At 56.0% G+C, this 25,921-nt stretch carries 18 protein-coding genes and 1 riboswitch; of the genes, 15 read left to right on the top strand and 3 right to left on the bottom strand.

What is annotated here, in order from left to right; all coding sequences use genetic code 11:
* Nucleotides 1-6 precede the first annotated feature (6 nt).
* Nucleotides 7-4,536: a glutamate synthase gene (locus CVU69_03090; protein ID PKN13301.1), complete on the bottom strand. Its 4,530-nt coding sequence runs from the start codon at nt 4,534-4,536 to the stop codon at nt 7-9.
* A 167-nt stretch (nt 4,537-4,703) separates the two neighbouring features.
* Nucleotides 4,704-5,552 carry an alpha/beta hydrolase gene (locus CVU69_03085; protein PKN13300.1) on the bottom strand — a complete coding sequence of 283 codons (849 nt, stop codon included), beginning with the start codon at nt 5,550-5,552 and terminating at the stop codon, nt 4,704-4,706.
* 475 nt (nt 5,553-6,027) lie between these two features.
* Nucleotides 6,028-6,105: riboswitch (cyclic di-GMP riboswitch) on the top strand.
* Between the two features lie 42 nt (nt 6,106-6,147).
* On the opposite strand from CVU69_03085, the gene CVU69_03080 reads away from it, so the two are divergent.
* Entirely contained in the window at nt 6,148-8,904 is a 2,757-nt protein-coding gene (locus CVU69_03080) for a hypothetical protein (GenBank protein PKN13299.1), read from the top strand.
* Nucleotides 8,905-9,058: 154 nt separating this feature from the next.
* Here CVU69_03080 and CVU69_03075 read toward each other — a convergent pair whose 3' ends face one another.
* A complete protein-coding gene (locus CVU69_03075; protein PKN13298.1) occupies nt 9,059-9,571 on the bottom strand; it encodes a hypothetical protein in 513 nt (170 codons plus the stop codon).
* Nucleotides 9,572-9,948: 377 nt separating this feature from the next.
* Here CVU69_03075 and CVU69_03070 point away from each other — a divergent pair, with 377 nt between their 5' ends.
* The 14 genes from CVU69_03070 (at nt 9,949) to CVU69_03005 (ending at nt 25,919) form a co-directional block, all read left to right on the top strand.
* Entirely contained in the window at nt 9,949-11,271 is a 1,323-nt protein-coding gene (locus CVU69_03070) for a hypothetical protein (protein PKN13297.1), read from the top strand.
* 112 nt (nt 11,272-11,383) lie between these two features.
* Nucleotides 11,384-12,889 (top strand): hypothetical protein, encoded by a 1,506-nt coding sequence (locus tag CVU69_03065; protein ID PKN13296.1) that lies wholly within the window; start codon nt 11,384-11,386, stop codon nt 12,887-12,889.
* A 225-nt stretch (nt 12,890-13,114) separates the two neighbouring features.
* Entirely contained in the window at nt 13,115-14,176 is a 1,062-nt protein-coding gene (locus CVU69_03060) for a hypothetical protein (protein PKN13295.1), read from the top strand.
* Nucleotides 14,173-15,336 carry a hypothetical protein gene (locus CVU69_03055; GenBank protein PKN13294.1) on the top strand — a complete coding sequence of 388 codons (1,164 nt, stop codon included), beginning with the start codon at nt 14,173-14,175 and terminating at the stop codon, nt 15,334-15,336. Before CVU69_03060 ends, CVU69_03055 begins: the two co-directional genes overlap by 4 nt.
* 27 nt (nt 15,337-15,363) lie before the next feature.
* Entirely contained in the window at nt 15,364-16,491 is a 1,128-nt protein-coding gene (locus CVU69_03050) for a glycosyl transferase (protein ID PKN13355.1), read from the top strand.
* A 24-nt stretch (nt 16,492-16,515) separates the two neighbouring features.
* Nucleotides 16,516-17,655 carry a phosphatidylinositol alpha-mannosyltransferase gene (locus tag CVU69_03045; GenBank protein PKN13293.1) on the top strand — a complete coding sequence of 380 codons (1,140 nt, stop codon included), beginning with the start codon at nt 16,516-16,518 and terminating at the stop codon, nt 17,653-17,655.
* Nucleotides 17,656-17,793: 138 nt separating this feature from the next.
* Nucleotides 17,794-18,936, top strand: a complete 1,143-nt coding sequence (locus tag CVU69_03040; protein ID PKN13292.1) for a glycosyltransferase family 1 protein — start codon at nt 17,794-17,796, stop codon at nt 18,934-18,936.
* The gene (locus CVU69_03035) at nt 18,911-19,582 is read left to right on the top strand and encodes a UDP-galactose phosphate transferase (protein PKN13291.1); all 672 of its coding nucleotides are present in this window, start codon (nt 18,911-18,913) and stop codon (nt 19,580-19,582) included. The genes CVU69_03040 and CVU69_03035 overlap by 26 nt, the downstream gene beginning before the upstream one ends.
* Before the next feature lie 17 nt (nt 19,583-19,599).
* Entirely contained in the window at nt 19,600-20,841 is a 1,242-nt protein-coding gene (locus CVU69_03030) for a diaminopimelate decarboxylase (GenBank protein ID PKN13290.1), read from the top strand.
* Nucleotides 20,842-20,857: 16 nt separating this feature from the next.
* Nucleotides 20,858-21,874, top strand: a complete 1,017-nt coding sequence (locus CVU69_03025) for an ATP-dependent carboxylate-amine ligase (GenBank protein PKN13289.1) — start codon at nt 20,858-20,860, stop codon at nt 21,872-21,874.
* Between the two features lie 21 nt (nt 21,875-21,895).
* Complete coding sequence (locus CVU69_03020) at nt 21,896-22,654, top strand: electron transfer flavoprotein subunit beta (protein ID PKN13288.1); 759 nt, start codon at nt 21,896-21,898, stop codon at nt 22,652-22,654.
* A gap of 19 nt (nt 22,655-22,673) precedes the next feature.
* Nucleotides 22,674-23,654, top strand: a complete 981-nt coding sequence (locus CVU69_03015; protein ID PKN13287.1) for an electron transfer flavoprotein subunit alpha — start codon at nt 22,674-22,676, stop codon at nt 23,652-23,654.
* Nucleotides 23,655-23,664: 10 nt separating this feature from the next.
* Nucleotides 23,665-25,665 (top strand): iron-sulfur-binding reductase, encoded by a 2,001-nt coding sequence (locus CVU69_03010; protein ID PKN13286.1) that lies wholly within the window; start codon nt 23,665-23,667, stop codon nt 25,663-25,665.
* A complete protein-coding gene (locus tag CVU69_03005) occupies nt 25,662-25,919 on the top strand; it encodes an acyl carrier protein (protein PKN13285.1) in 258 nt (85 codons plus the stop codon). Before CVU69_03010 ends, CVU69_03005 begins: the two co-directional genes overlap by 4 nt.
* Nucleotides 25,920-25,921: the final 2 nt, after the last annotated feature.

The following is a 25,921-nucleotide window of genomic DNA, read 5'->3' as shown; positions in this document are numbered from 1 at the left end:
TCAACGCTACTCAGTACTGCGCGGCATCAACACCGCCTTTTCCGGCACAATCTTGACAAAACGACTGCGACAGGCGGCGATCACGGTGGCCAGCCAGTCGGCTTCCTCTTCCTGATGCGAATGGATAAGTTCGCGGTGATACTTGCCGAGCAGGAAATCAATAATCGCCGTATCCTCTTCCTCCAGAGCACGGATCTCCACCCCTGCCCCGCGCGCCAGCCGCCGCCGTAATGCCTCGCGGTCAAAACCCATCGTTGTATCGAGGTGACAATAAACCGTGCCGCCGGTCATCCCCGAACAGAACCAAGGACCAGGGTCACCGAGGATGACGACGCGACCGGCGGTCATATATTCGCAGGCAAAACCCTTGAGGTTGGCGCGGCCGGCAAGATTGGCGAGACTGTCGTCGAGCCGGGTACGAATGCGTCCGCCGAGGATGACGTCGGCGCCGGACAGGCGAATGCAGGCACGACTGTCGGCATCCCCCTGAATGATGAAGGTCCCCCCCTGGGCGCCGTAGGCGAGGCCCTTGCCGACCGAGCCGCCGACGCGAACGCCGTTGCGGTTCTCCCCTTTGAGGATGACGATCTTCCCTCCCTGCGTCGACTTGCCGACACCATCCTGCGCCCCGCCTTCGACACGGATGGCGATGCGGGGGATGGTGAAGGCGCCCAGACCGTTGCCGGGGACCGAGTCGCGATGGAAATGGAGGAGAGCCTCGCACTCCGGAGTGAACTTGCCGGCCTGCCAGCCCCGCACCATGGTGCCGGCGAGGTGGGTACCGATCGCCCGGTCCGAGCTGGTGGCATTGTCGTCGTCGTAACGGACCCGCTCTTCCCCGGCGCTAAAGGCGTCAGCGACCAGACCGGAGATGAGGGAGGTTAGATAGTTGAGGGGTTTACGAATAATCCGCACCTCATTCTCCAGCGCCGGGAGGGCCGGAGATGCCGGCAAGGAAAGGAGATCGCCAAGATCGAGACGGTCGAGGCCGCGGCTCTGTACCAGAAGTTCGGCGTGACCGACCAGATCCTGGGTACGACGATAGCCGAGCTTGGCGGTGAGGATCTTGATCTCCCGCGCCATGCCGCGGAAGAAGGTGGTTTCGTAGATGATGCCGTTCTCGAGAACACGCGGCACGAAACGCTTGAGGCCGCGCGCCTGCGCCTCCTCCACCGTCTCGATCTGGGTGGCGATGCCGACATGACAGGTGCCGAGGTGGCAGCCGCGACAAGTGGTGCAGCCGATGATAACCATCGCCATGGTGCCGAAGCCGACGCGGTTGGCACCAAGGAGCATGAGTTTGACCACGTCGCGGCCGGTTCGGGCGCCGCCGTCGGCCCAGAGCTCGACCCGATCACGCATCCCCGCCTCGACCAATGCGCGGTGCGCTTCGCGCACGCCGATCTCGGCCGGGAGGCCGACAAACTTGATGGCATGTTTGCGGGCGGCGCCGGTACCGCCGTCATAGCCACTGATGGTGATGATATCCGCTCCGGCCTTGGCGATACCGAGGGCAATAGTCGCAATCCCCGCCACTGCCGGCACCTTGACGCTGATGCGGGCGGAGGGGTTGGCGGTACGCAACTCTTCAATAATCTGGGCAAGATCCTCGATGGAGTAAAGATCATGGTTGTTGGATGGTGAAATCAGCGAGACGCCGGGGGTAGCATGACGGGCAGCAGCGATCTTCGCCGTCACCTTGAAGCCGGGGAGATGCCCCCCCTCCCCCGGTTTCGCCCCCTGTCCGACCTTGATTTCGAGGATGTCGGCAGAATTGAGGTACTCCATCGTCACCCCGAAGCGGCCAGAAGCGATCTGCTGGCCGCGGTTGTGGCGATACTGGCCGAGCATGTCGGCAATCTCCCCCCCTTCGCCGTTCATGCAGATGATGTTCAGCCGCCGTGCCGCCTCGGCGTAGATGCGGAAAGGGGTCTCTCCCTGTGAGCCGAAACTCATCGCCGAGAGCAGGATCGGGAGATCATGGCGCCCTACTGTGGTATCGACCTCTTCAGGATCGACGGCGAGCTCTTCCTGATAACGGAGATCGACAAGATGACGGATGGCGGTCGGATTCTCCGCCTCCAGCTGCTGGATGAGACGGGACAGGTCAGCGTAGCTCTCCTCCATCTTCGCCACCTGGCCGACCATCTTCCAGATGCGCGGGTAGAGACGAAACTGCACCGGAACCGGCTGCTTGTCGCGGCTGCGGGCGACGCTGCTGCGCCCCTTATTCTCGGCTTCGAGAAGTTGCAACGTCAACCCGCCGGTACCGGAGCCGCAGAAGTTGGGGGTTTCGAAGATGGCGGCGAGATGACTGCACAGGCCGATGGAGGCGAAATATTTACCGTAGCCGCCGATCTCATGGGTGCCCATGGTCGAAATGACCTTCTCCAGACCGCGCGCCAGAACGCCGAGGAGATTCTCGACGCCCTTTTCCTGTTCAGCGGCCTGCTCCCACATTAAATAAGGGCAGAGGGCATCGGCCCCCATGCCGTAAGCGAAGATCAGATCATGCAGATTACGCAGCGCCCCGGAGCGGACAACAATAGCAACCCGACGGCGCAGCGATTCGCCGTTGTTGGTTGTCGTCTCCTTGAGGGCTTTGTGCAGCACCGCCACCACCAGGCAGGGGTCGAGAAAGGCCTGGGTCGGAGTAAAGGCGGCGCTGTCGTCGAGAAGGAGAAGGCGCACCCCGCGCCGCACGGCCGTCACCGCTTCCTGGGTCAGCCGCGCCAGCGCCTCCGGCAGCGATTCACTCCGTTTCATCGTGCAACTGAGGCTGCGGCTGCGGTTGGCACCGGTCCGGGCCAGCAGACTCTCCAGAGTACAGGTGCCAAAGCGGTTGCCAAGGGCGGATAAATCCTCCCCGCTGCTGTGGCGCGTCCCGCCGAGGAGGAGCGGCAGGGCCAGCTCCACCGCCGGTTGGAGCGTCCCCCGCAAGTTTGGCCGCGGACCGATAAAGACACGGGTGGAGAAGTGCTCTGCTTCCCGCTCGCGATCGATGGCCGGATTGGTCACCACCGCCACCTGTTCCTTGAAGTAGTCGGCCAGGTTCTGCCGCGACAAGGAAAGGGGGGCGAGGGGGCCGTCGTAACCGAGGGAGGCGATGGGATCCTGACCACTTTTTGCCATCTCCCGCAGATTCTGCACATCTGTCGATTTCCAGGCAAAAGCGGACATCAGGTTCCCGGTGAGGAGGCGGGAGCTGCGCTGCCATCCCTGTAAGGGCAATTCATGAATTGCCCCTATTAATCCCCCTTTAACCAGACTCCTGGCCTGCGCTGCGAGATCAGTCCGCTTGCGGAAGACGGCGAGGACTTCATCCCGCAGTTCATGATGCGCCAGGACTACCGGTTCCCGGTCGGCAGCCAGCTTGATCCCGAGCTTCTCTCCCGGTGCCAGCGGCTTGGGATCACTGAGAATCTCTTCGTGCGGGACGACCCCCAGCTCCGAAGAAGCGAAAATCTCCTTATCGGTCTCCCCGACCCAAAGAGGGCGAAGCCCCATGGCATCGACGCTAAAGATGCAGCGATCGTTGTGGCGGGCAATGATGGCAGCCGGTCCCTGGGCGCTGGCAGTGAGGAAACGGCGGAACCAGCCGTACATGGCTTGAAAGTCGGGGGCCATCCGCTCGACAACACTGAAGACCGGCGGAAAGACCAGCTCCATCGCTTCGAAGAGGGTGAAGCCGTAGCGGCAGATCAGCCCCTCCAGGATGCGGTTGAGATCCTGCGAATCGCTGCCGCCATAAGGGAGATCGATGCCGAGCATCCGCGCTTCTTCACGCAGGCGGGCAATGGTGTTGATCTCGCCGTTGTGACCGAGCAGGGAGAAGGGCTGGGCACGGAGGACGGTCGGGAGGGTGTTGGTGGAGTAACGGCTGTGGCCGATGGTGACGCCGGAAAGAAATTCGCGGCGCTTCAATTCCGGATAGTAGCGGGGCAAAATCTCCGGGGCGCCATGCACCTTATAGGCAGCGACGTTCGTCGAGAGGGAAGCGACCTGGATAGGGAATTCCTCTTCCAGAGAAAGTTGCAAGGCAAAGAGGCGGCAGGGCGCCGTTTTCGCTTCCGGACAGTGCAGCGCCACTTGCCAAAGTAGTGGCTCGCCCGCCCGGGCGCGGGTGGCGAGGACTTCGCTGCGCACCGGTGCCGGCCGCTCGACCAGCACCTCCAGCCCGGCGGCACGGATGCGGGCGAGGATACTATCCTGCAACTGGGGCCGGGTGTTCAAATCTTCGCGATTGAGAAGAAAATGGCCGACGGCAAAGCCGGGATCGTCCGCCAGCTCCGCTCGCTGCCCGGCATGGTTCAGGATCTCCTGCCACAGGATACGGGGGATATCGGTGAGGAGGCCGCAGCCATCGCCCTCGCCATTGATCTCGCCGGCGCGGTGCCCCATCTTGATCAGCGCCTCGATCGTTCGCTGCACATTACCGTGCGTGGGCCGACCGCTCTTGTTGATGTAAGCGATGATGGCACAGGCGTCCCGTTCCCGGGGGACGAGACCGGAAGGATCCGGATCGATTCTCTTCATGGAAGCTCCGTTGTGGGGTTCTGTGAATTGACACTCTTATTTTCTGCTGTGAGTTATAGCAGAGGGCCGAAAGGTCGACAAGACCAGGAGAAAAATTCCCTTAATCCTGTGACCTTGAATCCGGGCGGCAGACGCCTCTGGCGCTGGCACGACGCATCGGCGCAGATTTAACGCAAGGCCGCAACAAAGAACTCCACTAACTGCCGGCGATAAGGGGAGTCTGGGGAGGCAAAAGCGGGGGTGTGATCCCCTCCTTCGATCCGCCAGAGGGTCTTCGGTTCCCTGGCCCGCTCCAGAAGAAGCTCGGCATGACGGAAAGGGATGATTTCGTCCTGGGTGCCATGGATAAGGAGCAAGGGGATCGGCGCGATCCTGCTGACATAATCAGCAGGGCTGAGTTCGTCACTGATGAGAATTTGCGCCAGAGGGATCTTGAAGAATGAGAGGAGCGGCATCTTGCCGATGCTGTCGCGGACAATACTGCGATAGGAGCAGAAAGCGGATTCGGCCACCACTGCTCGCACCCCCTGTTGCTCGCCATCGCCGACCACGACAAGAGCCAGGGCGCCTCCGAGGCTCTGGCCGAGGATAAGAAGCCGGCCCGGATCGATATCGTCGCGGGAGCGGAGATAGGCCAGAGCCGAACACGAATCTTCGTAGACCCCGGTGCGATGCGGACGACCGGCCGATTTGCCGTAACCGCGGTAATCAAAGACGAAGAGATTAAACCCCGCGGCCGGCAACCAGTTCACAAATCCGAAGTGGCTGGTCATATTCTCGGCATTACCGTGCAGGTGGAGGATCGTCCCTTGTGCTTCACCCACCGCCGGTATGAACCACCCGTTCAGCTTGGTCCCGTCCCGGCTTAGAAAGACGATCTCCTCGAAGCTTAGCCCGCTGTCCTTCGGGGTAGCATAAACGGTGCGGTCGGGGTAGTAGAACATCTGGTTGACACGCACACAACCAAAGAAAAAGAGAACAAGGATGACCAGGCAGTAAATGATAATATTATTCATGAACAAATCCTCTTCCTCTCTATTGCTCTGAATGCTATCTCCAGTCCCGAAACTTTCCCGAAATAGCACTGAAAAAAATGATGTGGTGACAACAACACACCTGTCACATTATGCCTCAATTTCCCTGGTCAATTCACGCCGTCATTTAACCACCAGACTAATAGCTTAGAATAATTGATATTTTCAACAGTCCCGACTACTGGATTGTTGCATATAGCAGAGAGAACAAAAAACCATTAATTAGATAAATCCCACAAATAAACCAAAGTTTGACAAGAATTTGACAAAAATATTCCATAACCAACCATAAAGTATCACTTTTTTCACCCTGCTATATTGGCACGCAACCTGCTACTAGCAAGACAACTGTGGATAGAACAAAAGGATGATCTATCAATAACAAAAATATATAGAGATACAATCAACCAACTATATAAAAAGAGGATCGAATGATTTAACAGTCCGTTCAAAAAAATCTCCGAAAAGGCAAAACCAGGGCAACCTGGTGACGCAAAGCCGCGAGGCCATGCAAATGGTCAGTCGGGCTACCGAAGAGGATGTGGAAGCATTATTCGGTTTTTCGTTGCCCACAATAATGCCCGTCTTCTTTCGCAGAAGACGGGCTTTTTTTGTGGGTATGTCCTCCTCAACCACTAAACAAAAAGCACCACCAGCCACACAGGCAACAGCAAAAAAGGAGAAAAAAGTGAAAAAAACCAACAGCTCAAACATTCGACACTACTTCAAACATCTCACCTGCACCCTCTTCGTCGTCCTCGGACTGCTGGGGATCTTTGCCCCCGCCAGCCAGGCAGCGACCGGCGCCTTCGCCTTCTCGACGGCAACCTACTCTGTCGATGAAGATGCAGGCAAAGTCAGCATCACCATCAATCGCGTCGGCGGCAGCACAGGCGCCGCGTCCGTCAGTTTCCGGACCAACCCGATCTCCGCCGCAGCCGGCAGTGATTTCGTCAACATTCCCTTAACAACTCTGAACTTCGCACACCGCGAAAGGCAGAAAGTCGTCAGTGTCAATATCATTAATGACACCGTCGTCGAACCGGACGAGACCTTCGAAGTCCTCCTTTCCAACCCAACCTACGGAACGACCCTCGGCAAAATCAGCACTTCAGTGATCACCATCCAGGATAACGACATTGCCCCGGTCAACAGCGCGATCGATACCACTGCCCCGAGCGCTGCGCTGACCAGCCCCGCCAACCCAACGACCTTGACCACGGCGCAGACAGTGACCATCGCCGCCTCGGCGACGGACAACGTCGGCGTCAGCAAAGTCGAACTCTATGAAGGGACCACCCTTAAAGGGACCGACACCACCGCCCCCTACAGCTTTGCCTGGGCGATCACCAGTGCGAATAACGGCAATCACAGCTTCACTGCCAAGGCGTATGACGCGGCCGGCAATGTCAAGATTTCTGCTGCAACTGCTGTGACGGTTAACATCCCTGTGGCGGTGGCTGCTCCCGGCGCCTTCACCTTCTCGGCGGCAAACTATTCTGTCGGTGAAGGGGGCGGTAAAGTCAACATCACCATTAACCGTGTCGGTGGCAGCGCCGGTATTGCTACTATTGACTGGAAAACCCAGGGAGTCACCGCGACCTTTACCAAGGATTACGGGGATTTCGACTGGACGACGCTTACCTTTGCTGATGGTGAAACGAGCAAGGTACAGAGTATCAACATTGTCGACGACACCTTGGTAGAAGGGAACGAAACCTTTAATGTCCTGCTGAGCAATGCCACTGGTGGTGCGGCCCTGGGGAGCATCACCACCACCGTCGTTACTATTCAGGATAACGACACCGTTACCGCCGTCTCTGCCGACACCACTGCCCCGACCGTTTCGCTGACCAGCCCCGCCAACTCCGCGACCTTTACCACGGCCCAGACAGTGACAATCACCGCCTCGGCTTCAGACAACGTCGGCGTCAGCAAAGTCGAACTTTATGATGGGACCACCCTCAAATCCACCGACACCACCGCTCCCTACAGTTTTTCCTGGACGATCTCCAGCGCCAGCAACGGTAGCCACAGCCTGACCGCCAAAGCCTATGACGTCGCCGGCAACAGTAAGGTCTCAGGCGCTGTCACTGTGACCGTGAACATTTCAGCACCCGTCGTCTCCGGCCCGGTCAAGGTCTTCCCGGGGGCAGAAGGTTTCGGTACGGACTCTGTGGCTGGGCGTGGCGGACAGATTATTAAAGTAACCAACCTCAACGACAGCGGTGCCGGTTCGCTACGGGCGGCGATTGCCACCGCCGGGGCAAGAGTCATCGTCTTCGAAGTGGGGGGGCATATCAAATTACAGAGTGATCTGATTATCTCCCAGCCGTATGTCACTATTGCCGGCCAGACCGCCCCCTTCCCAGGGATCCAGATCTCGGGCGGCAGGATCACCATCCAAACCCACAACGTCCTGATGCAGCATATCCGCGCGCGCTATGGCGATTACTCCGGAACAAATGAAACTCACTCGATGCGGATCATTTCCGGAGCATATAAAGTCGTCGTCGATCATTGTACCTTTATGTGGGCTGATGACGAGGTCGCCTCGATCTGGACCAATGACAAATCGATGTACGATATTACGCTGAGCAACAGTATTGTCGCTGAAGGCCTCGGCAGCCACGGTTACGGGACGATCGTTGGTGCCAAATATGCGCCGTCGCCGGGCCCTAACTGGGTGAACAAAATCAGCCTGGTCAAAAATCTTTATGCACACAACCACGAACGCAGCCCCTCGCTGAGCCGCGACGTCAATGCCGTCGTTATCAACAACCTGTCCTACAACGCTCAGTGGGAATTTATGGCCCTCGGTCTGAACAACGGACCGACGACTGCCAGCATCATCGGCAACCATTTTATCACCGGCTCTGCCAACTACGGCGGAGCAGCGATCGGCGTGGCGGCCACGGGCGTCGGCAGCAAAATCTACCAGAGCGACAACCGGGTAACCGGCCCCTATTCCCGAAACGTCTTCAGCGATGGGACGGGAAGCGCTGTTGTGTCTCAGCCCCCACTTGTTGATGGCACCACCATCCTGCCGGGATCAACCGTCAAAGATTATGTCCTCCGCAACGTCGGGGCATGGCCGGCTTACCGTGATTCGGCTGAAACCCGCGTTATTGACGAAGTGCGGAACGGTACCGGTTTCCACAAGAACAAGATCTCTGAGGCCGGAGGCTGGCCGACCGAGTACAACAGCATGACCAGCCGAAGCCTCTCTTCGTTGCTGCCGGCCAATCCGAACGGAGATGATGATGGTAATGGCTACACCAATATCGAAGAATTTCTGTACAAGATGGCAGCACAAGTCGAAGGTCGGCTATAAAAACAACTGAAAATCAAATGGCTTAATCTGAAATGGCACAAACCTCGAAAGGTTTGTGCCATTTTTTATATTCAACAAACTTGACCCAATTCTCGAAAATAGCAATCTTAAGTATCGTACTGAACAGTGATATTCATTGATCAAAAAAAGGATCTTAACGTTGTTTTTTTCCAGTTGTTTTCACTTGATCGGTAATTACATCATGATCAAGACATTCCAAAATGACTCGACTAGCGGGTGCGGTAAAATTAAATTCCTTGTTCTCGCAATAGACTATTGCCAGATGAAAATCGAGTAAACCATCTGTTGGGTCTGTCCACTCCCACAAATCCGACTGGTTACCATAAATATGAATAACTGGATCAAGACGATCCTGACTTTTAGGACAAAGGACTGAAACACCAAAAATCATGTCCTGCTGAGGAAAGCTACCATCATCAGGATACACTTCAGCCCCTATATCACGTACCGTATGGTCATCATATGAATCACATGAGACTATTACCTCATTATTTTCTCGAGGAACTAAATCCGCGCCCTGAAACACTTTGAAATAAATATCCTTTTTATCCATCGCAGACGATTGACTTACCAAAATCATAAGCAGGGCGACACTTACACAAAGGACCAAAATAAATTTTCGGCAAATCCTCTCAGGGTTTTTCATCACAACCTCCCTCACTTAAGTTAGGGTTTAAAAATCAGTGGCAGCCAATGTAAAAGCAACTATAACTGCCCAGATAAATATTAAAATCGACTAAAAGAGTTGATTTCTCATAAAAAAAATTATGAAAAAGTTCTACAACTTACGGTGACCATTACTTACAACTCCTCCAACCCAGCGGAAGGGAAAGGTAGGGGTGGTGTTTGCGCTGGAAAAGTACAAACCACTTCAGGTTTATGCTTTTTTTACCGGCAGCAATACTTGACATCATGATGTTAACTGGTTGGCTTATATCAGGAAGATGGCTAGGCATGACCAGCATATACCGGATGAACTTTTCCGAGACATGGCTCGAACAATAGTTTAAGAGATTGACAGTTATGGAACTTTTAAAAAAACATTCCTGTCGGGCCGGACTTTTCCTTCTCCTGTTGTTGTGCAACAGTGAATGGTCAACTGCTGCCGTACCTGCACGAGGACAGTTCGCTGTCTTTCCCGGGGCGAGCGGCTTCGGGACGGAAACTTCTGCTGGTCGCGGCGGTCGAATCCTCACCGTGACCAACCTGAACAACAGTGGTGCTGGCTCGCTGCGCGCTGCGGTAGAGACTCGCGGAGCGCGGATTATTGTTTTCGCAGTCGGCGGGCACATCCGACTGGCAAAAGACCTGACCTTCAACGAGCCCTTCGTCACCCTCGCCGGCCAGACAGCTCCCTTCCCCGGGATACAGGTCTCCGGCGGGCGGATCACCATCCAGACTCACGACGTGTTAATTCAGCATATTCGGTCACGCTACGGAGACTACTCCGGCAAGAATAACTCCCATGCCTTGCGCGTGATATCTGGTGCCTACAATGTAGTTGTTGACCACTGCACACTAATGTGGGCCGACGATGAAGTCGCTTCCATCTGGACCAAAAAACTACCCATCCACGATATTACCTTCAGCAACAACATCATTGCCGAAGGACTAGGACCACACGGTTACGGAACTGCAATCGGTTCAAAATACGATCCCTCTCTTGGGCCGAACTGGGTCAATCGGGTCAGTATTATTAAAAACCTTTATGCTCACAATGATGAACGTGACCCGTTGGTATCACGCGATTCTCGTGTCGAAATCGCCAATAACCTCAGCTATAACGCCAGAGGAGGGTTCTGTTTGCTCGGGGCCAACAACGGCCCGGTGGATGCTAGTGTGGTCGGCAATCATTACATTACAGGGGCAGCAAGCAAAGGCTACAAATATACCATTGAAGTACAAAGAGGTGCGGTTGGCAGCAAGATTTTCTTACATGACAATCGAGTCAGCGGGTCACATAACCGCACCCTATTCCGGGATCTCACCGGAAATACAATTATTTCGAAAATGCCTCTATCCTCCGGATACAAATTTCTCCCTGTTTCCCAAGTTCGCGACCATGTTCTGCGCGCCGTCGGCGCCTGGCCGGGACACCGTGATTCGATCGAAAGACGGCTGATCGCAGAGGTCAGAAACGAAACCGGCAGACACAAAGATTCAATCGCCGATGCCGGCGGCTGGCCGGACGATTATGCCCGCACGACTTCCAGAAGTTTCGCCCGCTTTATCCCTGCCGATCCGCATGGCGATGCTGACGGGGACGGTTACACAAATATCGAGGAGGTGCTACATCAACTGGCCGAAGAAGTTGAAAACAACGCCCTGACCCGACTCAAGAACTAACCCGGAAAATACTCAGCCCTCCTTTGGCGGGGTAATAACTTCAAACTTTCACTCCATGCGTTTCAATCTTTAGGGTGATTGTCTTCCCTCCTATCTCGTTTATCTTCATGACATACCCCTCCAAAAACGAAAGAGGCGCAGCGTGTCGCATATCGGCCACATCATCAAATCCAGCAGCTACCGGATTGTCGCAAATATTGCGACGATCATTATCTCCATCAGTTTCATGGCCTATTTTGCCCGGGTTTTCACCCTGGAACAAATGGCCGTCTATGCCACGCTCACCATCCTGGCCACCTGGAACGACACCCTCAGCAGCCTTGGACTGGTAACTTTAGTCATTAAGGATGCAGCCCCGCTGGTCGCCGGCGGGCAGATCGAACGGGCCAAACGTCTGATCTCCAGTGTTCTCGTCTATCGCACTATCTCCTTGTTTTTACTCTGCCTGCTCTGGATGGCACTGGGGTCTTTCCTCCATCTGGAAATCTTCGACTCCACGGAACTCGCGGACCTGATCAGCATCATCATCTGGATTAGTTTCGCCATCTCCTGTCGGTCTACCGTCGGCAGCATTCAGATTTCCTTGCAGAAGTTCATATCGCGAGAAGTCATCAACGTTGTCACCGTTCTCTGTCAGCGCACGCTCTGCGTTTTTGGTTTTATCCTCTACGGGGTGCCTGGTTTCTATTGGGGATTCCTGTTGGCGACGCTCTTTGGATTGGGGTTAGGAATGGTCGATATCAGAAGTTATTTGACCTTCCGCTTGACCTCGTTCTCCCGAATTTTTCACGACAGTCGCAGCTATTTCGGTCTTGAGCTACTGCGTTCGGGCCTCGACAATCTCGACCGACCAGTGATTGCCCTTTTTCTGGGGGCGGAGGCCCTTGCCGGCTACCATGTAGCCAAGCGTCTTTATGAAAATTTTTCAGCGCTGATTATTGCTATCGTTGTCCCGGCCGGGGTGAAATTCGGCGAACTAAAATCAGCCGGCACGGGGGTACTCAAAGAATATTATCGAAACTGCATGATTTTCATAACCCAGTTCTTTATTCCCTTGGGATTTTTCCTGGCGGTCATCAGCCCGCAACTGCTTTTACTGTATGGCGGAGAGAAGTATCTCCCCAACACACCCGTACTCATCGCCTTTAGCTTTACCTTCATCGGCGCCGCCCTGTGGACGACGTTGCGAGAAGCAGCCCTGAGACTTCTCTCCCCAAAACATATTGCTTACCAGTATGTAATTTCCACGGTCGTCACCATGATCGGTTATCTCATTCTCTTGCCGACCGTTGGTGCGTGGGGAATTCCCGTGGCCATGGGCTTCGGCTATTTTGCCGGCTTGTTACCGCTACTCAAACCCCTGAAAAAAGAGTGGGGGCTGCAGATGCCGTTGCGTAACTTTTTCACAGCCACTGGTGCCGGAGTCAGTGTCTCACTAACAGCCATTCCTCTGTTTCTTATTGATAACGTTGTCTCCCAACTGGTCGTCGCCTCAACTTTGGCCGGGGCGATTTACATCACCTGGCTGATCTGGGTCGGCCCGGTGGAAGCCGGAAATTTTCTGCGAAAACTAGGATTGCGCATCCGAAGCGCCAGCCTCACTCTCTTTAGCTCTTAACCACAAACAAATGAGAGCATTACTATGGAAACACTAAACTTCCCGCCCTCAACCTCGACACCTTATACTGCTGGCCACTACAGAACTCCTCCAGTTAACGCGGTGTGGTACCAGACCGTAGACTGGGGTCGCATTGTCGTTGAATGCCTATTCTATCTCGCAATCGGCAGCCGGGTCTTCGCCCCCCAGTTGGGGCTGTTACGTTTCACCGGTTTGTCGGGCGCGATGATTCTCGCATCCGCGACCATCTGCCTGCTGGTCATGCTTTCCCGTCATGAAAAGATCCCTGCAAGCGTCTACTTTGCTCTATCCATAAATGTCATTGCCTTAATTACCGACCTGGTCTGGCTGGACACGCTCAACCGGGACATGATCTTCTGGTTGAGTGCTTTGCTCATGGCTTGTTTTATTTTTCGTGAGGAACAGGCAATCAGCCGCGGGCTCATTTTTATCGGCGCCTGTGTTGCCGGCGCCCTGTCGTTCAATGCTGTCTACTCCGCAGAAAAAATCGGAATCATGCGACTCTACCTGAACAAAGAAGGGGCCGGCTCAATGTTTGCCAACGCCAACGATCTGGCACAGATCGCCGGCGTCACGGCCGTGATCCTCCTTTTCCAGGGCATCAGCCGGCCATTTATGACGAAGCTTATTCATTATGCTGCGGCCCTCGGCCTCGCGGGGGTCACCCTGCTGACCTTGTCCAGACAGGGCGTTGTAATCCTTGGCGCCGGTTTCCTCCTCTACTTCGCGGCGCTTCTTTTTAAACGCGGCCGTTCTCTCGAATTGATCATCATCGCTGCTGCGATCGCCGGCTTCACCCTCTACAACATAGAGAATCTGACGGAGATCATCAACGGTTATACCTACCGTTTCACCCAGTCAAGCGGCCGGACGAACTATTGGATGACCGCACCCCGGGACATGCAGAGCAGTTTTCTCGCCGGGTTCAGCAGCATCAACGCTTATTCCTTCGACGGTTCGCTGCCGCACTCGACCTTCCTCTGGCTGCACCTTGCTTTTGGCGGCGTCTGTGCCTGGATTTATGCCTTATGGGTGACCTACCTGGGCTGGCAGACCAGTCGCTTTATCTTTGGTTATGGCAACTCCTGGCCGCTCCGCATCGAAACCATGACAATCTTCCTGATGTTTCTCGCTGCCCAGTTTACAACGGTCTTTGCCCCCGGCAACTACGCCTTCATTCTCTGTGTGGCGATTCTTGAAAGTCGTTTCGCCGCGCAGAGAAATCGCTCGACACAACCAGAGCTCGCGACAATGGGGGAAAAATGAACAAGCTCAAACTCCTGGTCGTCTTTGCCTCCCTCGATGTGGGGGGAGCCGAAGTCCAATTCTCCAAGCTCTTGTCGCGACTCGACAAAGGAATCTTTGATATCAAGGTGGCCTATTATGATCCACGCGTAGGATTTCCCAAGGAAATCCTGGAAAACGCCGGAATACCCGTCCGTTTCCTCGGCAGCCCTACCTGGAGCAAAGCACGTTTCCTGGCTGATGCGATTCGCTTCATGCGTAAAGAACAGTTCGACATTGTTCACTGCCTGCAGCACTCAACAAATTTTTACGGCTGGCTCCCGGCGATGATCAATCGGGTTCCAGTAATCATCGGGGGACTGCAGGGGAAAATCGAGCTCGATTCCTACTGGCCCAAAATTTATTCCATGGTCTCCGCGCGGTGTTCGGGATGGATCGTCAACTCTGAAGCGCTGCAGGCCCATGCTGAAAAGAGTATTTCATTCCTCGGCAAAAATTCGTTCAGAATCGTGCCGAACGGCATTGAACTCGAACCGGACCTGGCCATCCAGAACAAAGAGACGAATGACTATCAACAACTACGGAACAATCGCCCGGTCATCGGGACCGTCGGCCGTTTGCAGTCGGTCAAAAACCATTTGCTCTTCCTGCAGATGGCGCGCGAGCTTGTCTCGTCCGGGGTCGATGCGGATTTCTGGATTATCGGCAAGGGGCCGCTACAGGAAACCCTGGCTCAGCAAATCGTTGACTACCATCTCGAAAACCACGCACATCTCCTCGGCTTTCGCGAGGATATCCCTGCAGCTTTAAAAAGCATGGACGTTTTTGTCCTGACCAGCGACTCAGAAAGCTGTCCGAATGCCCTGCTCGAAGCGATGCGAGCCGCGTTGCCGGTGGTGACAACCCGCTGTACCCGCCTTGAAGAGATTATTCATGAAGGAAAAAACGGATTTACCGTCGATGTTGGCGACCATCTATCACTGGCCAGTCAGGTCGCACGGATTCTTGCTGACCCGGCCAAAGCTCTGATCATGGGTCAGCACTCCCGCCAAATCGTTATAGAACGCTTCTCGATGGATGTCGCCGTGCAGAAGTTGCAGCAAGCCTATCTCAGCCTGGCAACGCTTGAGACTCATCGTTCTCCAGGGCTGGCGGCCACTCTGGCGTATTTACGCAACTAAAAGAAATAAAGGTTTGTGGTGAATTTTATGGTGAACCAACGAAAAATTGCTGTCTTCCTCCCCTCCCTGATCGGCGGAGGGGCGGAAAGAGTCATGCTCAACCTCGCTTGTGGTTTTGTTCGAAGCGGAGTGTCGGTCGATCTGCTCCTCGCCGCAGCTGAGGGTCCCTATCTGAAAGAAGTGCCCAAGGAGATCCGCATAGTCGATCTCGCCGCCGGCAGAGTCCGCGCCAGCATTCTCCCTCTGATCCGCTATCTGCGCCGCGAAGAACCGGCGGTTCTCCTTTCGGCCCTCGATCATACCAACTGCGCCGCCGTCATCGCCCGCGATCTCGCTAGATCCGAGACTCAAGTGGCGATCACTCTGCACAACACCCCTTCTCAAAAAACAAAGGAAAATCCGACCTGCCGCAAATTTCTCGGGCAAAGGGTGGTGCGTTACACTCATGCACGCGCCGATGCCATTATCGCGGTTTCCGCCGGAGTTGCGGCTGATTATGCCAAACTCTACAAGACCCCGGCAACAAAGATCCAGGTCATCTTCAATCCGGTCATCTCTCCCCAGATGTTGCTCCAATCCCGCCAGCCTCTCGACCACTCCTGGTTTGCCGCCGGCCAGCCTCCCGTCCTGGTGGGTATTGGTCGTCTCACTGAGCAAAAAGACTTTGCGAATCTGATAGAGGCTTTTGCCCGCGTCAAAACCGCCAACGTGCCGTGCCGAATGATAATCCTCGGGGAAGGAGAACTGCGCCCATCCTTGGAAGCCCTCGTTCGGCAGCACGGATTACAAGAGGAGGTCGCTCTCCCCGGCTTTGTGGATAATCCCTTCCAGTACCTTGCCAATGCCCGGCTTTTTGTCCTCTCTTCTCGCTGGGAAGGGTTGCCGACGGTCTTGATCGAGGCCTTGGCAGTCGGCACCCCGGTTGTCTCCACCAACTGCAAGAGCGGGCCGGATGAGATTTTGGAAAATGGCCGTTTCGGTCGGCTTGTGCCGGTGCAGGATGTTGCAGCCCTGGCTGATGCGATCATCGATGAGTTGGCCAAAGAAAAATCTCCCCCCCCTCTAGATTCCTGGGAACAATTTAAAGTCAAACATGCTGTTGACAACTATCTGAAACTGCTCATGACTAAACCTGTACCCCCGGCGTGCGGCTAGGTACCACGAGAGAGACGCGACAACATGGCCCCACACAAAATTCTTTTCGTCATCACCGGACTCGGTGCCGGCGGCGCGGAGATGATGCTCTGGAAATTACTTTCCCGACTTGATCGCCAGCTTTTTTCCGCTGAAGTCATCTCCCTCACAGGGATCGATAGCTTGGCGCAGAAGTATGCAGAGATTGATATCCCGGTCGATTTCTTGCGCATGGAACGAGGCGGAGTCAATCTTGGCGAGATGGCGCGACTGGTCCGTATCGTGCGCGCTAAACAACCGGACCTGATTCAGACCTGGATGTATCATGCCGATTTCTTGGGAGGTCTAAGTGCCCTGTTCGCTGGCCGAATCCCTTTGATATGGAACCTGCGCAACAGCAATCTCGACCCGCAGACCAGCAAGAAATCCTCGATCACAGTCGCGCGCCTCTGTGCAAAGCTCTCGCGTTATCTCCCGAGAAAAATCGTCTGTTGCTCAAAGGTTGCAGAAAATATTCACGCACAACTCGGATACGACCGATCAAAAATGGTCTATATCCCCAACGGTTTTGACCTGTCGGCCTTCCGTCCTTCCCCGGAGTTCCGGCATAAATTTTGTCGGGAAAACAACATTCCGGAAACCTCGATCATTATTGGCTATGCAGCACGATTCGATCCGCAAAAGGACCATAGGGGTTTCATTCAGGCCGCAGCAAAGGTGCGGGAGACCTGCCCGCAGGCGGTCTTTGTTCTGTGCGGAGACGAGACGGGTGGTGACAACCCGGAATTGCGGCGCTGCATCGAAGAACGCCATCTGCTTGAAGCTTTTCGTTTGCTCGGCAGGCGACAGGACATGCCGGCGATCACCCCGGCCTTTGACATCGCGGTTTCAGCCTCGGCATACGGCGAGGCGTTCTCAAATGCCATCGGTGAAGCAATGGCCTGCGCCGTCCCCTGCGTCGTCACTGAGGTCGGCGACTCGGCACTGATCGTCGGCACTACCGGCAGAGTTGTTCCCCCCCGTGACCCGCAATCCCTCGCCGCCGCCCTGCAAGACTTGATCGAACTCACCCCTAAACAGCGTAAACAATTGGGAAGCCTGGCCCGGCACCGAATCGATCAGGAGTTTTCCCTCGATCGGGTCGTCACGAAATATCAAGACCTCTATACGACTGTTTTAGGCTGACATCCTTTCGTATCCCCTTTTTAAAACTTTCGATTGACCAAAATCTCCTCCTTATTTTCAATCAAAACGCAACCTAGGAACAATTGCCCACCCCCACAACTCATCTATGCTTTTTAAAACAAACATGGGTGAATCATCATGAAAAAAGTACTTTTCGTTTCCACTATGGCCTATACCCTCGATGCTTTCTTGCTGCCATATGCCTATCACTTCCGCAACAAAGGGTGGCAGGTCGATGCCGCAGCAAGCAACGCGAGCAACCACAACGCCTGCAGAGAAGCTTTCAACCATATATGGGATATCAACTGGTCACGTAACCCTTTTGACTTTAAAAACCTCCACCGTGCCTCCCAGGAAATTCAAACCCTTATTACCCGCGAAGGATATGACCTGGTTCATGTTCATACCCCTATAGCTTCATTTATTACCCGTTTTGCCATGCGCAGCCGACAACAGTCGCGACGACCTGTCATTATTTATACAGCACATGGCTTCCACTTCCACAAGGGGGGAAGAATGATAAGTAACGGGTTATTTCTAAACCTGGAGAAAGTTGCAGGGCGCTGGACTGATTACCTTGTCACTATCAACAAAGAAGATTACTCCGCTGCGGGCAAGCATCGAATCGTCTCTCCGGAGCGGCTGAAATACATACCCGGTGTCGGCGTAGATCTGAAGACTTATTCCCCTGAAAGCATGACGAAATCGGACATCGCCCTGTTTCGCAACAACATGGGAATAGATGAGAGAGACTGGCTTTTTTTGGTTATTGGCGAACTTAACCGTAACAAACGTCCCGATCTTGTCATCGACGCATTTGCTGCCCTGCCTACGAAAAAGGCCCACCTGGTCTTTCTTGGAGAAGGTTATTTGAGATCCCGACTCCGTGCTCAGGGAGAAAGACTCAACGTTCTTGATCGAACTCATTTTCTCGGTTTTCGTTCGGATGTCACAACGCTGCTGGAAGTTGCGGACAGCCTTATCCTCGCCTCGCAAAGAGAAGGTTTACCTCGAAGCATCATGGAAGCGCTCTGCTTGGAACGTCCCTGCATCGGCTCAGATGTGCGGGGGACCAGAGATTTACTGGCGGATGGTTGCGGCTTGATCTTTAAAACCAATGACCAGCAGAGCCTGACACAAACCATGTCCTGGATGATTGAGCATCCTGAGGAAACTAAATCCATGGGCAAACACGGACGGCAAATAATGGTGAACTACGATATCAACCACATTCTGAAACTGCATGAGGAACTGTATGAAGAAGCGCTCGCCGGCCATTAAATTGTGCGAAAACCGGTTCAAACGGATCATCGATCTCGTGCTGGGAGCCTCCCTTCTCGCGGTTCTGCTCCCCGTCCTGCTGCTGGTCGCCGCTCTGGTGCGCTTCAAAATGGGTGCCCCGGTCTTTTTCCAGCAGACCCGTCCCGGCCTGCAGGGCAGACCCTTCAACCTCTACAAGTTCCGCACTATGACCAATGATCGGGATAGTTCCGGGAATCTTCTTCCCGACGGCCAGCGTTTGACAAAGCTGGGCCGGTTCCTGCGCAGCACCAGCCTGGATGAACTCCCCCAGCTGTTCAATGTGTTGAAGGGTGAAATGAGTATCGTCGGGCCCCGCCCCTTGTACATGAAGTATCTGTCCTACTACACCGAACATGAGCAGAAACGGCACACAGTCAGACCGGGGATTACCGGCTGGGCGCAGATTCATGGCCGTAATCAACTCCCCTGGGATGAGCGCCTGGCCCTGGATGTCTGGTATGCGGAAAACCACACTCTGCGGCTTGATCTTGAAATCCTTGCCAAAACCTTCTGGCAAGTGCTCCGCAAGGATGGAGTTGCCCCCAACACAGATGAAGTAGAACCGGATATGGATCAGGAGCGGCGGAACAGGCAGGCTGATCTGCACCTCAATTGTTCGCGCTAAAACAAACGCGAGGTCTTATGGAAACCTATAAAGAATTGGCGGAGCTGGCACAACAACACGGCTCTCCTTATTACATCTTTGACCGGGAAGCTTTCATCCGCAACTTCAAGGAGATTCGGAGCGCCTTCACCCAGCGCTATCCCTTCGTCACCATTGGCTATTCCTATAAAACAAACTACATCCCCTACCTTTGTCAGCTGGTCCGGAATCTGGGCGGCTACGCCGAGGTGGTGTCGCGGCTGGAGCTCGATCTGGCCCTCAAAATCGGCTGTCCGCCGGCAGAGATCATCTACAACGGACCGATCAAAAATGCTGCGGACATCACCTTTGCCCTGATCTCCGGAGTCACCGTCAACATCGATACCATCCGGGAGCTCGAATTTGTCATGCACCTTGCCAGACAGCAGCCGGAAAAGACCTTTCGGATCGGTCTGCGCATCAACATCTCGCTGGTCGACAGTCAGGGGAAATCGCATCTGCAGAACGACCTCCCCTCCGGTCGCTTCGGCTTTTCCGATAACGCTCTCAGGGCGGCGGTGCGGATGCTTCGGGATTATCCGAATGTTCAAGTCTCTTCCCTGCACGGCCATACCTCGTCATCGAACCGGAGCTTGTGGGGCTATCGGACGATTGCGACCAAACTGGCGGAGGTCGGCGAGCGCTACTTCCGCGAATCAATTAAATTCCTCAATGTCGGGGGAGGATTTTACGGGCGGCCGGCACCGAGTATGGGGCTGACCGACACTCCGACCTTTGACGACTATGCCGAGACGATCTGCGACGTCCTGGCTCAGTACCCCTGGATCAAGGACCAACAACCGCACCTGGTCATCGAACCGGGAATGGCCGTTGCCGCCGATACCTTGAGTTTTATCACCCAGGTCTTCGAAGTAAAAAGAATCGATAACCAGCGATTGGCGGTGGTGGACGGCAGCATCTTCAATGTCAAACCGACCCTGCACCAGCGCAATCATCCTTATTCCATCATCAAAAAAGAGAGCGGTGCCGGCCCCAAGGTGTTCTACAACATCGTCGGCGCTACCTGTATGGAGAAAGATCGCTTGCTGCAGGAGATCGAAAGTGTCGAAATTGAGCGGGAAGATTTCATCCGCATCGAGAATGTCGGCGCCTATACCGTGGTGATGACGCCGCCCTTTATCAACCTGGCACCGCCGATCGTGGTGCGCGGCCCCAAAGGGTATATGGCGATTCGCCGTCGGCAGGAATTCAACGATATTTTCGGCAGTTATCTTTTTTAATGCTTGAGGAGGCTCCATGATCAACATCCTTCTGACCTGCGCCGGCCGCAGAAACTATCTGGTCGAGTACTTCCGCCAGGCGCTGGCCGGGCGCGGCCAGGTCTTTGCCAGCGATGCCGCCCTCTCCGCGCCGGCCCTCCAGGAAGCGGACCGGGCCTTTCTCGTCCCGGCGGTCACCGACCCGGAGTACTTCAACGTCCTGCTGGAGATCTGTCGCGTACACCAGGTACGCCTCCTCTTTTCGCTCAACGATCTGGAACTGCCGCACCTTTCCCGGCAGCGCTACCAATTCCTCGCCGTCGGCACCATCCCCGTCGTTTCCTCCCCGACCGTCATCGACCTCTGCTTTGACAAATGGGCCACCTGGAACTTCCTCCGGGAAATTGCTGTGCCGACACCACTCACCTTCATCTCTCTGGTCGAGGCACAGGCAGCCCTGTCCCGTCGTGAGATGTCCTTTCCGCTGGTGGTCAAGCCTCGCTGGGGGACCGCTTCTTTCGGCATCGACTATCCGGAGTCGGCAGAGGAGATGGCGCTGAGCTGGGAACTGGGCCGTATGCGTTTGCAGCGCTCCTATCTGCTGGCGGCAAGTACCGACCAGGAGTGCTGCCTGATTGCGCAGGAGAAAGTGACCGGGACAGAGTATGGCCTCGATATCGTCAACGATCTTGAGGGCCGGTATGTCACCACTTTCGTCAAGCGCAAACTGGCGATGCGCGCCGGCGAGACCGACAAGGCGATCACCGTCAGCCACCCGGCGCTGGAGGCGGTCGGCCGGCGCATCGGTGAGGCGCTCAAACACATCGGTAATCTCGACTGCGATGTCTTCGTTGATGGTGAGCGCTTCTGGGTGCTGGAATTGAATCCCCGCTTTGGCGGCGGCTACCCCTTTACCCACCGCGCCGGCGCCAACCTGCCGGCCGCTTTGATCGCCTGGGCGCAGGGTGAGATTGTCGATCCCGGCTGGCTGGTCATGCAGCCGGATGTCGCCACCGCCAAGTGTGACCGTCTGGTGGAGATTGTTAATTTATAAGGTACGCACGAGTGAGGTCCCATGAAAATTGTCGTCCTTGTCAATGCCGTCCCCGATACCGCCGCCACCCCGGAAATAGTTCCGGACGGTCGAAGCGTATTGACCGAACAGCTCGAATTCGTCCTCGATCCTTACGACGAATATGCTGTGGAGGAAGCGGTCCGGCTCAAGGAAAGTCTGGGAGCGGAGGTCATTGCCGTCAGTATCGGCGGCGATGTGGCCCGCAAAGCGCTTCGCTGCGCTTTCGCTATGGGGGTCGAGTCCGGCGTCCTGGTGCGACTGACGGGGGGCATGGAACTGACCGGCCGTGGACGTTCTCTTTGCCTCCTCCCGACCCTGCGCGAACTTTCTCCCGATCTGATTCTGGCCGGCAAACAAACGATTGACAGCGACGATGCGCAAGTGCCCGAGCGGGTGGCGGAACTGCTTGACTTTGTCCATGCCTCCGCGGTTTCGCAGCTCACAATCGGCGATAATGCGCGACTCCTTGTCAAGCGCGAAATCGAAGGAGGTCATCTGGTTATTGACCTGCCCCTGCCGGCAGTTGTCACCACCGAGAAAGGGATTAATGTCCCGCGCTATCCGGCGCTGCCGCAGGTGCTCAAAGCGAAAAACAAACCTCTGTACGAGGTTGCCCCGCCTCTGGATGTCGATTTGACATCGGGTTGGCGGGTGGAGTGCGTCACCCTGCAACACACGGCAAGAAAACAACAGATCTTTTCCGGGGACATCGTTACCGGAGTACAACAACTGGCCGAACTGCTGCGGCAGGAAGCATAAATCGGCAAGGAGGCAGAGCATGCGTTGGCTGGTCTTACTCGAACCTCGCGGAGAGCTGACAACCGGCAGCCTGGTCGCACTGGCGACGACAGCGCGCAGTGCCCGTATGGCAGGAGCGGAGTTGCATGCCCTCTGGACGGGCAGCCATGCCGAAGACATCGCGAACCGTTTGCGTGGTCTCGGGATCGCTACCCTGCATGCCGTGCGGGCAGATCACATCCCTCCGCTTAGTCACGAAGCGTGGCTGCCACTGCTGACCGAGCTGGTCAAAAACCTTGAAATCGAACTGATCGTCGGACCGGCTTCAGCCCTGGGAAAGAGTTGGATGGCGGCTCTGGCGGCCCGCCTGGATGCTGAATTGGCACAGAACTGCATTGACCTGGAGCCGACAGCTCAGGGCAGACCGCTGGTTCGTAAGCCTCTTTATGCCGGCAAGCTGTTGGTCAATCTTCGCCTCGAACGGCAGCCGGCGCTGGTGACCCTGCGACCGGCCAGCTTCCAGATCGAGCAGAGCGGGGATGCACTCCCCGCCATCGCTTACCACACCATGAAAAACCCGAACGATTTACGCAGCATCATCAAGGAAGTGGTGAACGTTTCCGCCGGCATCGCCGAACTCGCCGACGCCAGAATCGTGGTTTCCGGCGGGCGGGGGATGGGGGGTGCCGATCACTGGGCCGTTCTCCGGGAACTTTGTCAGGTGCTCGGCGCCGCCCTCGGCGCAAGTCGCGCCGCTGTCGATGCCGGCTGGATTCATCATGCCCACCAGGTCGGTCAGACCGGCAAAGCGGTGAGCCCGGACCTCTACATCGCCTGCGGCATCTCGGGTGCTGTCCAGCATCTGGCCGGGATGCGCTCGGCGCACAAGGTCGTGGCGATCAACAAGGATCCCTCGGCGGAAATTTTCCAGCATTGCGATTACGGAATTGTCGGAGATCTCTTCGAAGTCGTACCGATGTTGATCCAGGAACTGAAAGCGCAGCGGTCGCACGCCGCCTGAAAGTGTCGTCATGGAAATCACCCGAACTTTGGGCACCTACAGCCAGATGTACTGGCTCCTTTACCTGCTGGCGACCATTGCTGTGGTGGTCTTCGCCATTGGGATAGAGCGGCAGGTACGGCGCTGGCGCCTGGGGCAGGGCAAACTCAGGGATCGGCTTGATCGCCCCCTGACCCGCATCCTGGCAGTCGTGATCGATATCCTGACGCAGCGCCGTTTCCGGAGAGCGCAGCATCCCTGGCATTTTCACGCTTTTATCGTCTGGGGCTTCGCGCTCTTCTTTCTCGCCACCCTCTGCGTCATGTTGCAGGAACATTTCGGACTGCCGACCTTCAGCGGTGTCTGGTATCTCGGACTGAAGCTTGCTCTCGACCTCTTCGCCCTTTTGGTGCTGGCGGGAGTCAGCATCGCCGTCTGGCGCCGCTGGGTGAAGCAGCCGGTGGAGCTGAGCCGGCCGGCCGGCAGCGCCCTGCCGCTGGTGCTGATCGCCCTGTTGCCGCTGACCGGCCTGCTCCTGGAAGGAGTCCGGCTTTCCCGCGATGACGACCTTTGGGCCCGATGGTCGCCGGTCGGCTACGGGGTAGCATCATTCTTTTCCGGCCTCGAACCCCAGAGCTATTCAACCCTGCATCAGGGCTTGTGGTGGGGGCATCTGAGCATTGCCCTTGTCTTTATTGCCGTCATCCCTTTTACCCGCCTTTTCCATCTTGCCAGCGGCACCGCCGCCCTCTTCTTTGTTGACCGCCAGGGGGCAGCAGCTCTTATCCCCCTCGATTTCAGCGATGAAAATGCCACCTCTTTCGGCGTCGGCACGATCAAAGACTTCCACTGGAAACGGCTCCTTGATGCCGATGTCTGTACCGGCTGCGGCCGCTGTCAGACGCAATGCCCGGCCTGGCTGACAAAGAAACCGCTGTCGCCCAAAGAGCTCGGCGAAGCGCTCTGTACGCAATTATCAAACAAATCACCGGAGCCTATTGCCGGCACTGCGGTTCAAGAGGAAGCGCTCTGGGCCTGCACCACCTGCCGGGCTTGCGAAGTCCAGTGTCCTATGGCGATTGAACATGTGCCGCGACTGGTCGATTTACGGCGCCACCTCGTCCTCGCCGAATCGCACTTTCCGGCAGAGTTACAGACCGCCTTCCGCAGCGTGGAGAGCAGCGGCAATCCCTGGAGCCTCCCCCGCCAGGGGCGCGGCGATTGGGCGCAGGGACTCGATATCCCCTTGCTGGCCGACGCACCCGACTCCGAAATACTCTTCTGGCCCGGTTGCGCCGCGGCTTACGACCACCGGGCGCGGCGCACGGCGCAAGCGCAGGCCCTCCTTTTCCACCAGGCCGGAATCAAATTTGCCATCCTCGGGGCGCAGGAAAGCTGTTGCGGTGATGCCGCGCGGCGGACCGGCAATGAATATCTCTTCCAGTCCCTGGCGGCAAAGAACATTGCGGCCCTTTCCCCCTACCGGGTGAGAACGATCGTCACCGGCTGCCCCCACTGTTTCAACACCTTGCAGAACGAATACCCGGCCTTCGGCGGGCAATGGGAAGTGGTCCATCATACTGCCTTCCTGCAACGCCTGGTGGGTGAGGGGCGACTGCCGATCCTTGTCGCGCCCCGCAGCGCAGCCGTCGTTTATCACGATTCCTGCTATCTGGCCCGCTACCACGACATGACCACCGAGCCCCGGTTCCTGCTGGCCAAAGCCCTCGGTCAAAACCCGGTCGAAGCGCCGCGTTACGGTCAGGAGACCTTCTGTTGCGGTGGCGGGGGCGGCCGCTTCTGGCTGGAAGAACGGACTGGCGACACTATGCGCGGCGAGCGCTTCCGTGAGCTCAAGGCTTGTGGCACCCAGGTCATTGCAACCGCCTGTCCCATTTGTTTGACGATGCTGGCGGATGGTCTCAAAGAGGACGGAGGAGAAGGAAATATACGCATTCACGACGTCGCAGAATTACTCGCCGATGCCTGCCTGCCGGGCGGATTCATCGACATTGAACGGAGGCCATTATGAGCAAAGATTCCATTCGTCACTTCATCGCCACGGAGCTCGCGGTTGGTGGGGCCAACACCACCATCGCCGATAATGATCAGCTTCTAGAGCAGGGAATCATCGATTCCTTCGGCATCATGACACTGCTGGGCTTTCTCGAAGAGAAGTTTTCTGTCCACATCGAAGGGGACGATCTGACGCCGGAGAACTTTTCCAGCATCAGTACCATCTCTGCTTTGATCGATCGCAAGGCCGGATTGTCGGCAGGAGCATGACG

The organism is Deltaproteobacteria bacterium HGW-Deltaproteobacteria-4 (assembly GCA_002841765.1).
Classification (GTDB): Bacteria; Desulfobacterota; Desulfuromonadia; order Desulfuromonadales; family UBA2197; genus UBA2197.
Note: the sequence above shows the minus strand (reverse complement) of the source record. Positions and strands in the feature narration are given on the sequence as shown.

Coding starts and splice junctions, on each gene's coding strand:
- CVU69_03090 (PKN13301.1), bottom strand. CDS start 4,536: ATGAAGAGAATCGATCCGGATCCTTCCGGTCTCGTCCCCCGGGAACGG.
- CVU69_03085 (PKN13300.1), bottom strand. CDS start 5,552: ATGAATAATATTATCATTTACTGCCTGGTCATCCTTGTTCTCTTTTTC.
- CVU69_03080 (PKN13299.1), top strand. CDS start 6,148: ATGCCCGTCTTCTTTCGCAGAAGACGGGCTTTTTTTGTGGGTATGTCC.
- CVU69_03075 (PKN13298.1), bottom strand. CDS start 9,571: ATGAAAAACCCTGAGAGGATTTGCCGAAAATTTATTTTGGTCCTTTGT.
- CVU69_03070 (PKN13297.1), top strand. CDS start 9,949: ATGGAACTTTTAAAAAAACATTCCTGTCGGGCCGGACTTTTCCTTCTC.
- CVU69_03060 (PKN13295.1), top strand. CDS start 13,115: ATGATTCTCGCATCCGCGACCATCTGCCTGCTGGTCATGCTTTCCCGT.
- CVU69_03055 (PKN13294.1), top strand. CDS start 14,173: ATGAACAAGCTCAAACTCCTGGTCGTCTTTGCCTCCCTCGATGTGGGG.
- CVU69_03050 (PKN13355.1), top strand. CDS start 15,364: ATGGTGAACCAACGAAAAATTGCTGTCTTCCTCCCCTCCCTGATCGGC.
- CVU69_03045 (PKN13293.1), top strand. CDS start 16,516: ATGGCCCCACACAAAATTCTTTTCGTCATCACCGGACTCGGTGCCGGC.
- CVU69_03040 (PKN13292.1), top strand. CDS start 17,794: ATGAAAAAAGTACTTTTCGTTTCCACTATGGCCTATACCCTCGATGCT.
- CVU69_03035 (PKN13291.1), top strand. CDS start 18,911: ATGAAGAAGCGCTCGCCGGCCATTAAATTGTGCGAAAACCGGTTCAAA.
- CVU69_03030 (PKN13290.1), top strand. CDS start 19,600: ATGGAAACCTATAAAGAATTGGCGGAGCTGGCACAACAACACGGCTCT.
- CVU69_03025 (PKN13289.1), top strand. CDS start 20,858: ATGATCAACATCCTTCTGACCTGCGCCGGCCGCAGAAACTATCTGGTC.
- CVU69_03020 (PKN13288.1), top strand. CDS start 21,896: ATGAAAATTGTCGTCCTTGTCAATGCCGTCCCCGATACCGCCGCCACC.
- CVU69_03015 (PKN13287.1), top strand. CDS start 22,674: ATGCGTTGGCTGGTCTTACTCGAACCTCGCGGAGAGCTGACAACCGGC.
- CVU69_03010 (PKN13286.1), top strand. CDS start 23,665: ATGGAAATCACCCGAACTTTGGGCACCTACAGCCAGATGTACTGGCTC.
- CVU69_03005 (PKN13285.1), top strand. CDS start 25,662: ATGAGCAAAGATTCCATTCGTCACTTCATCGCCACGGAGCTCGCGGTT.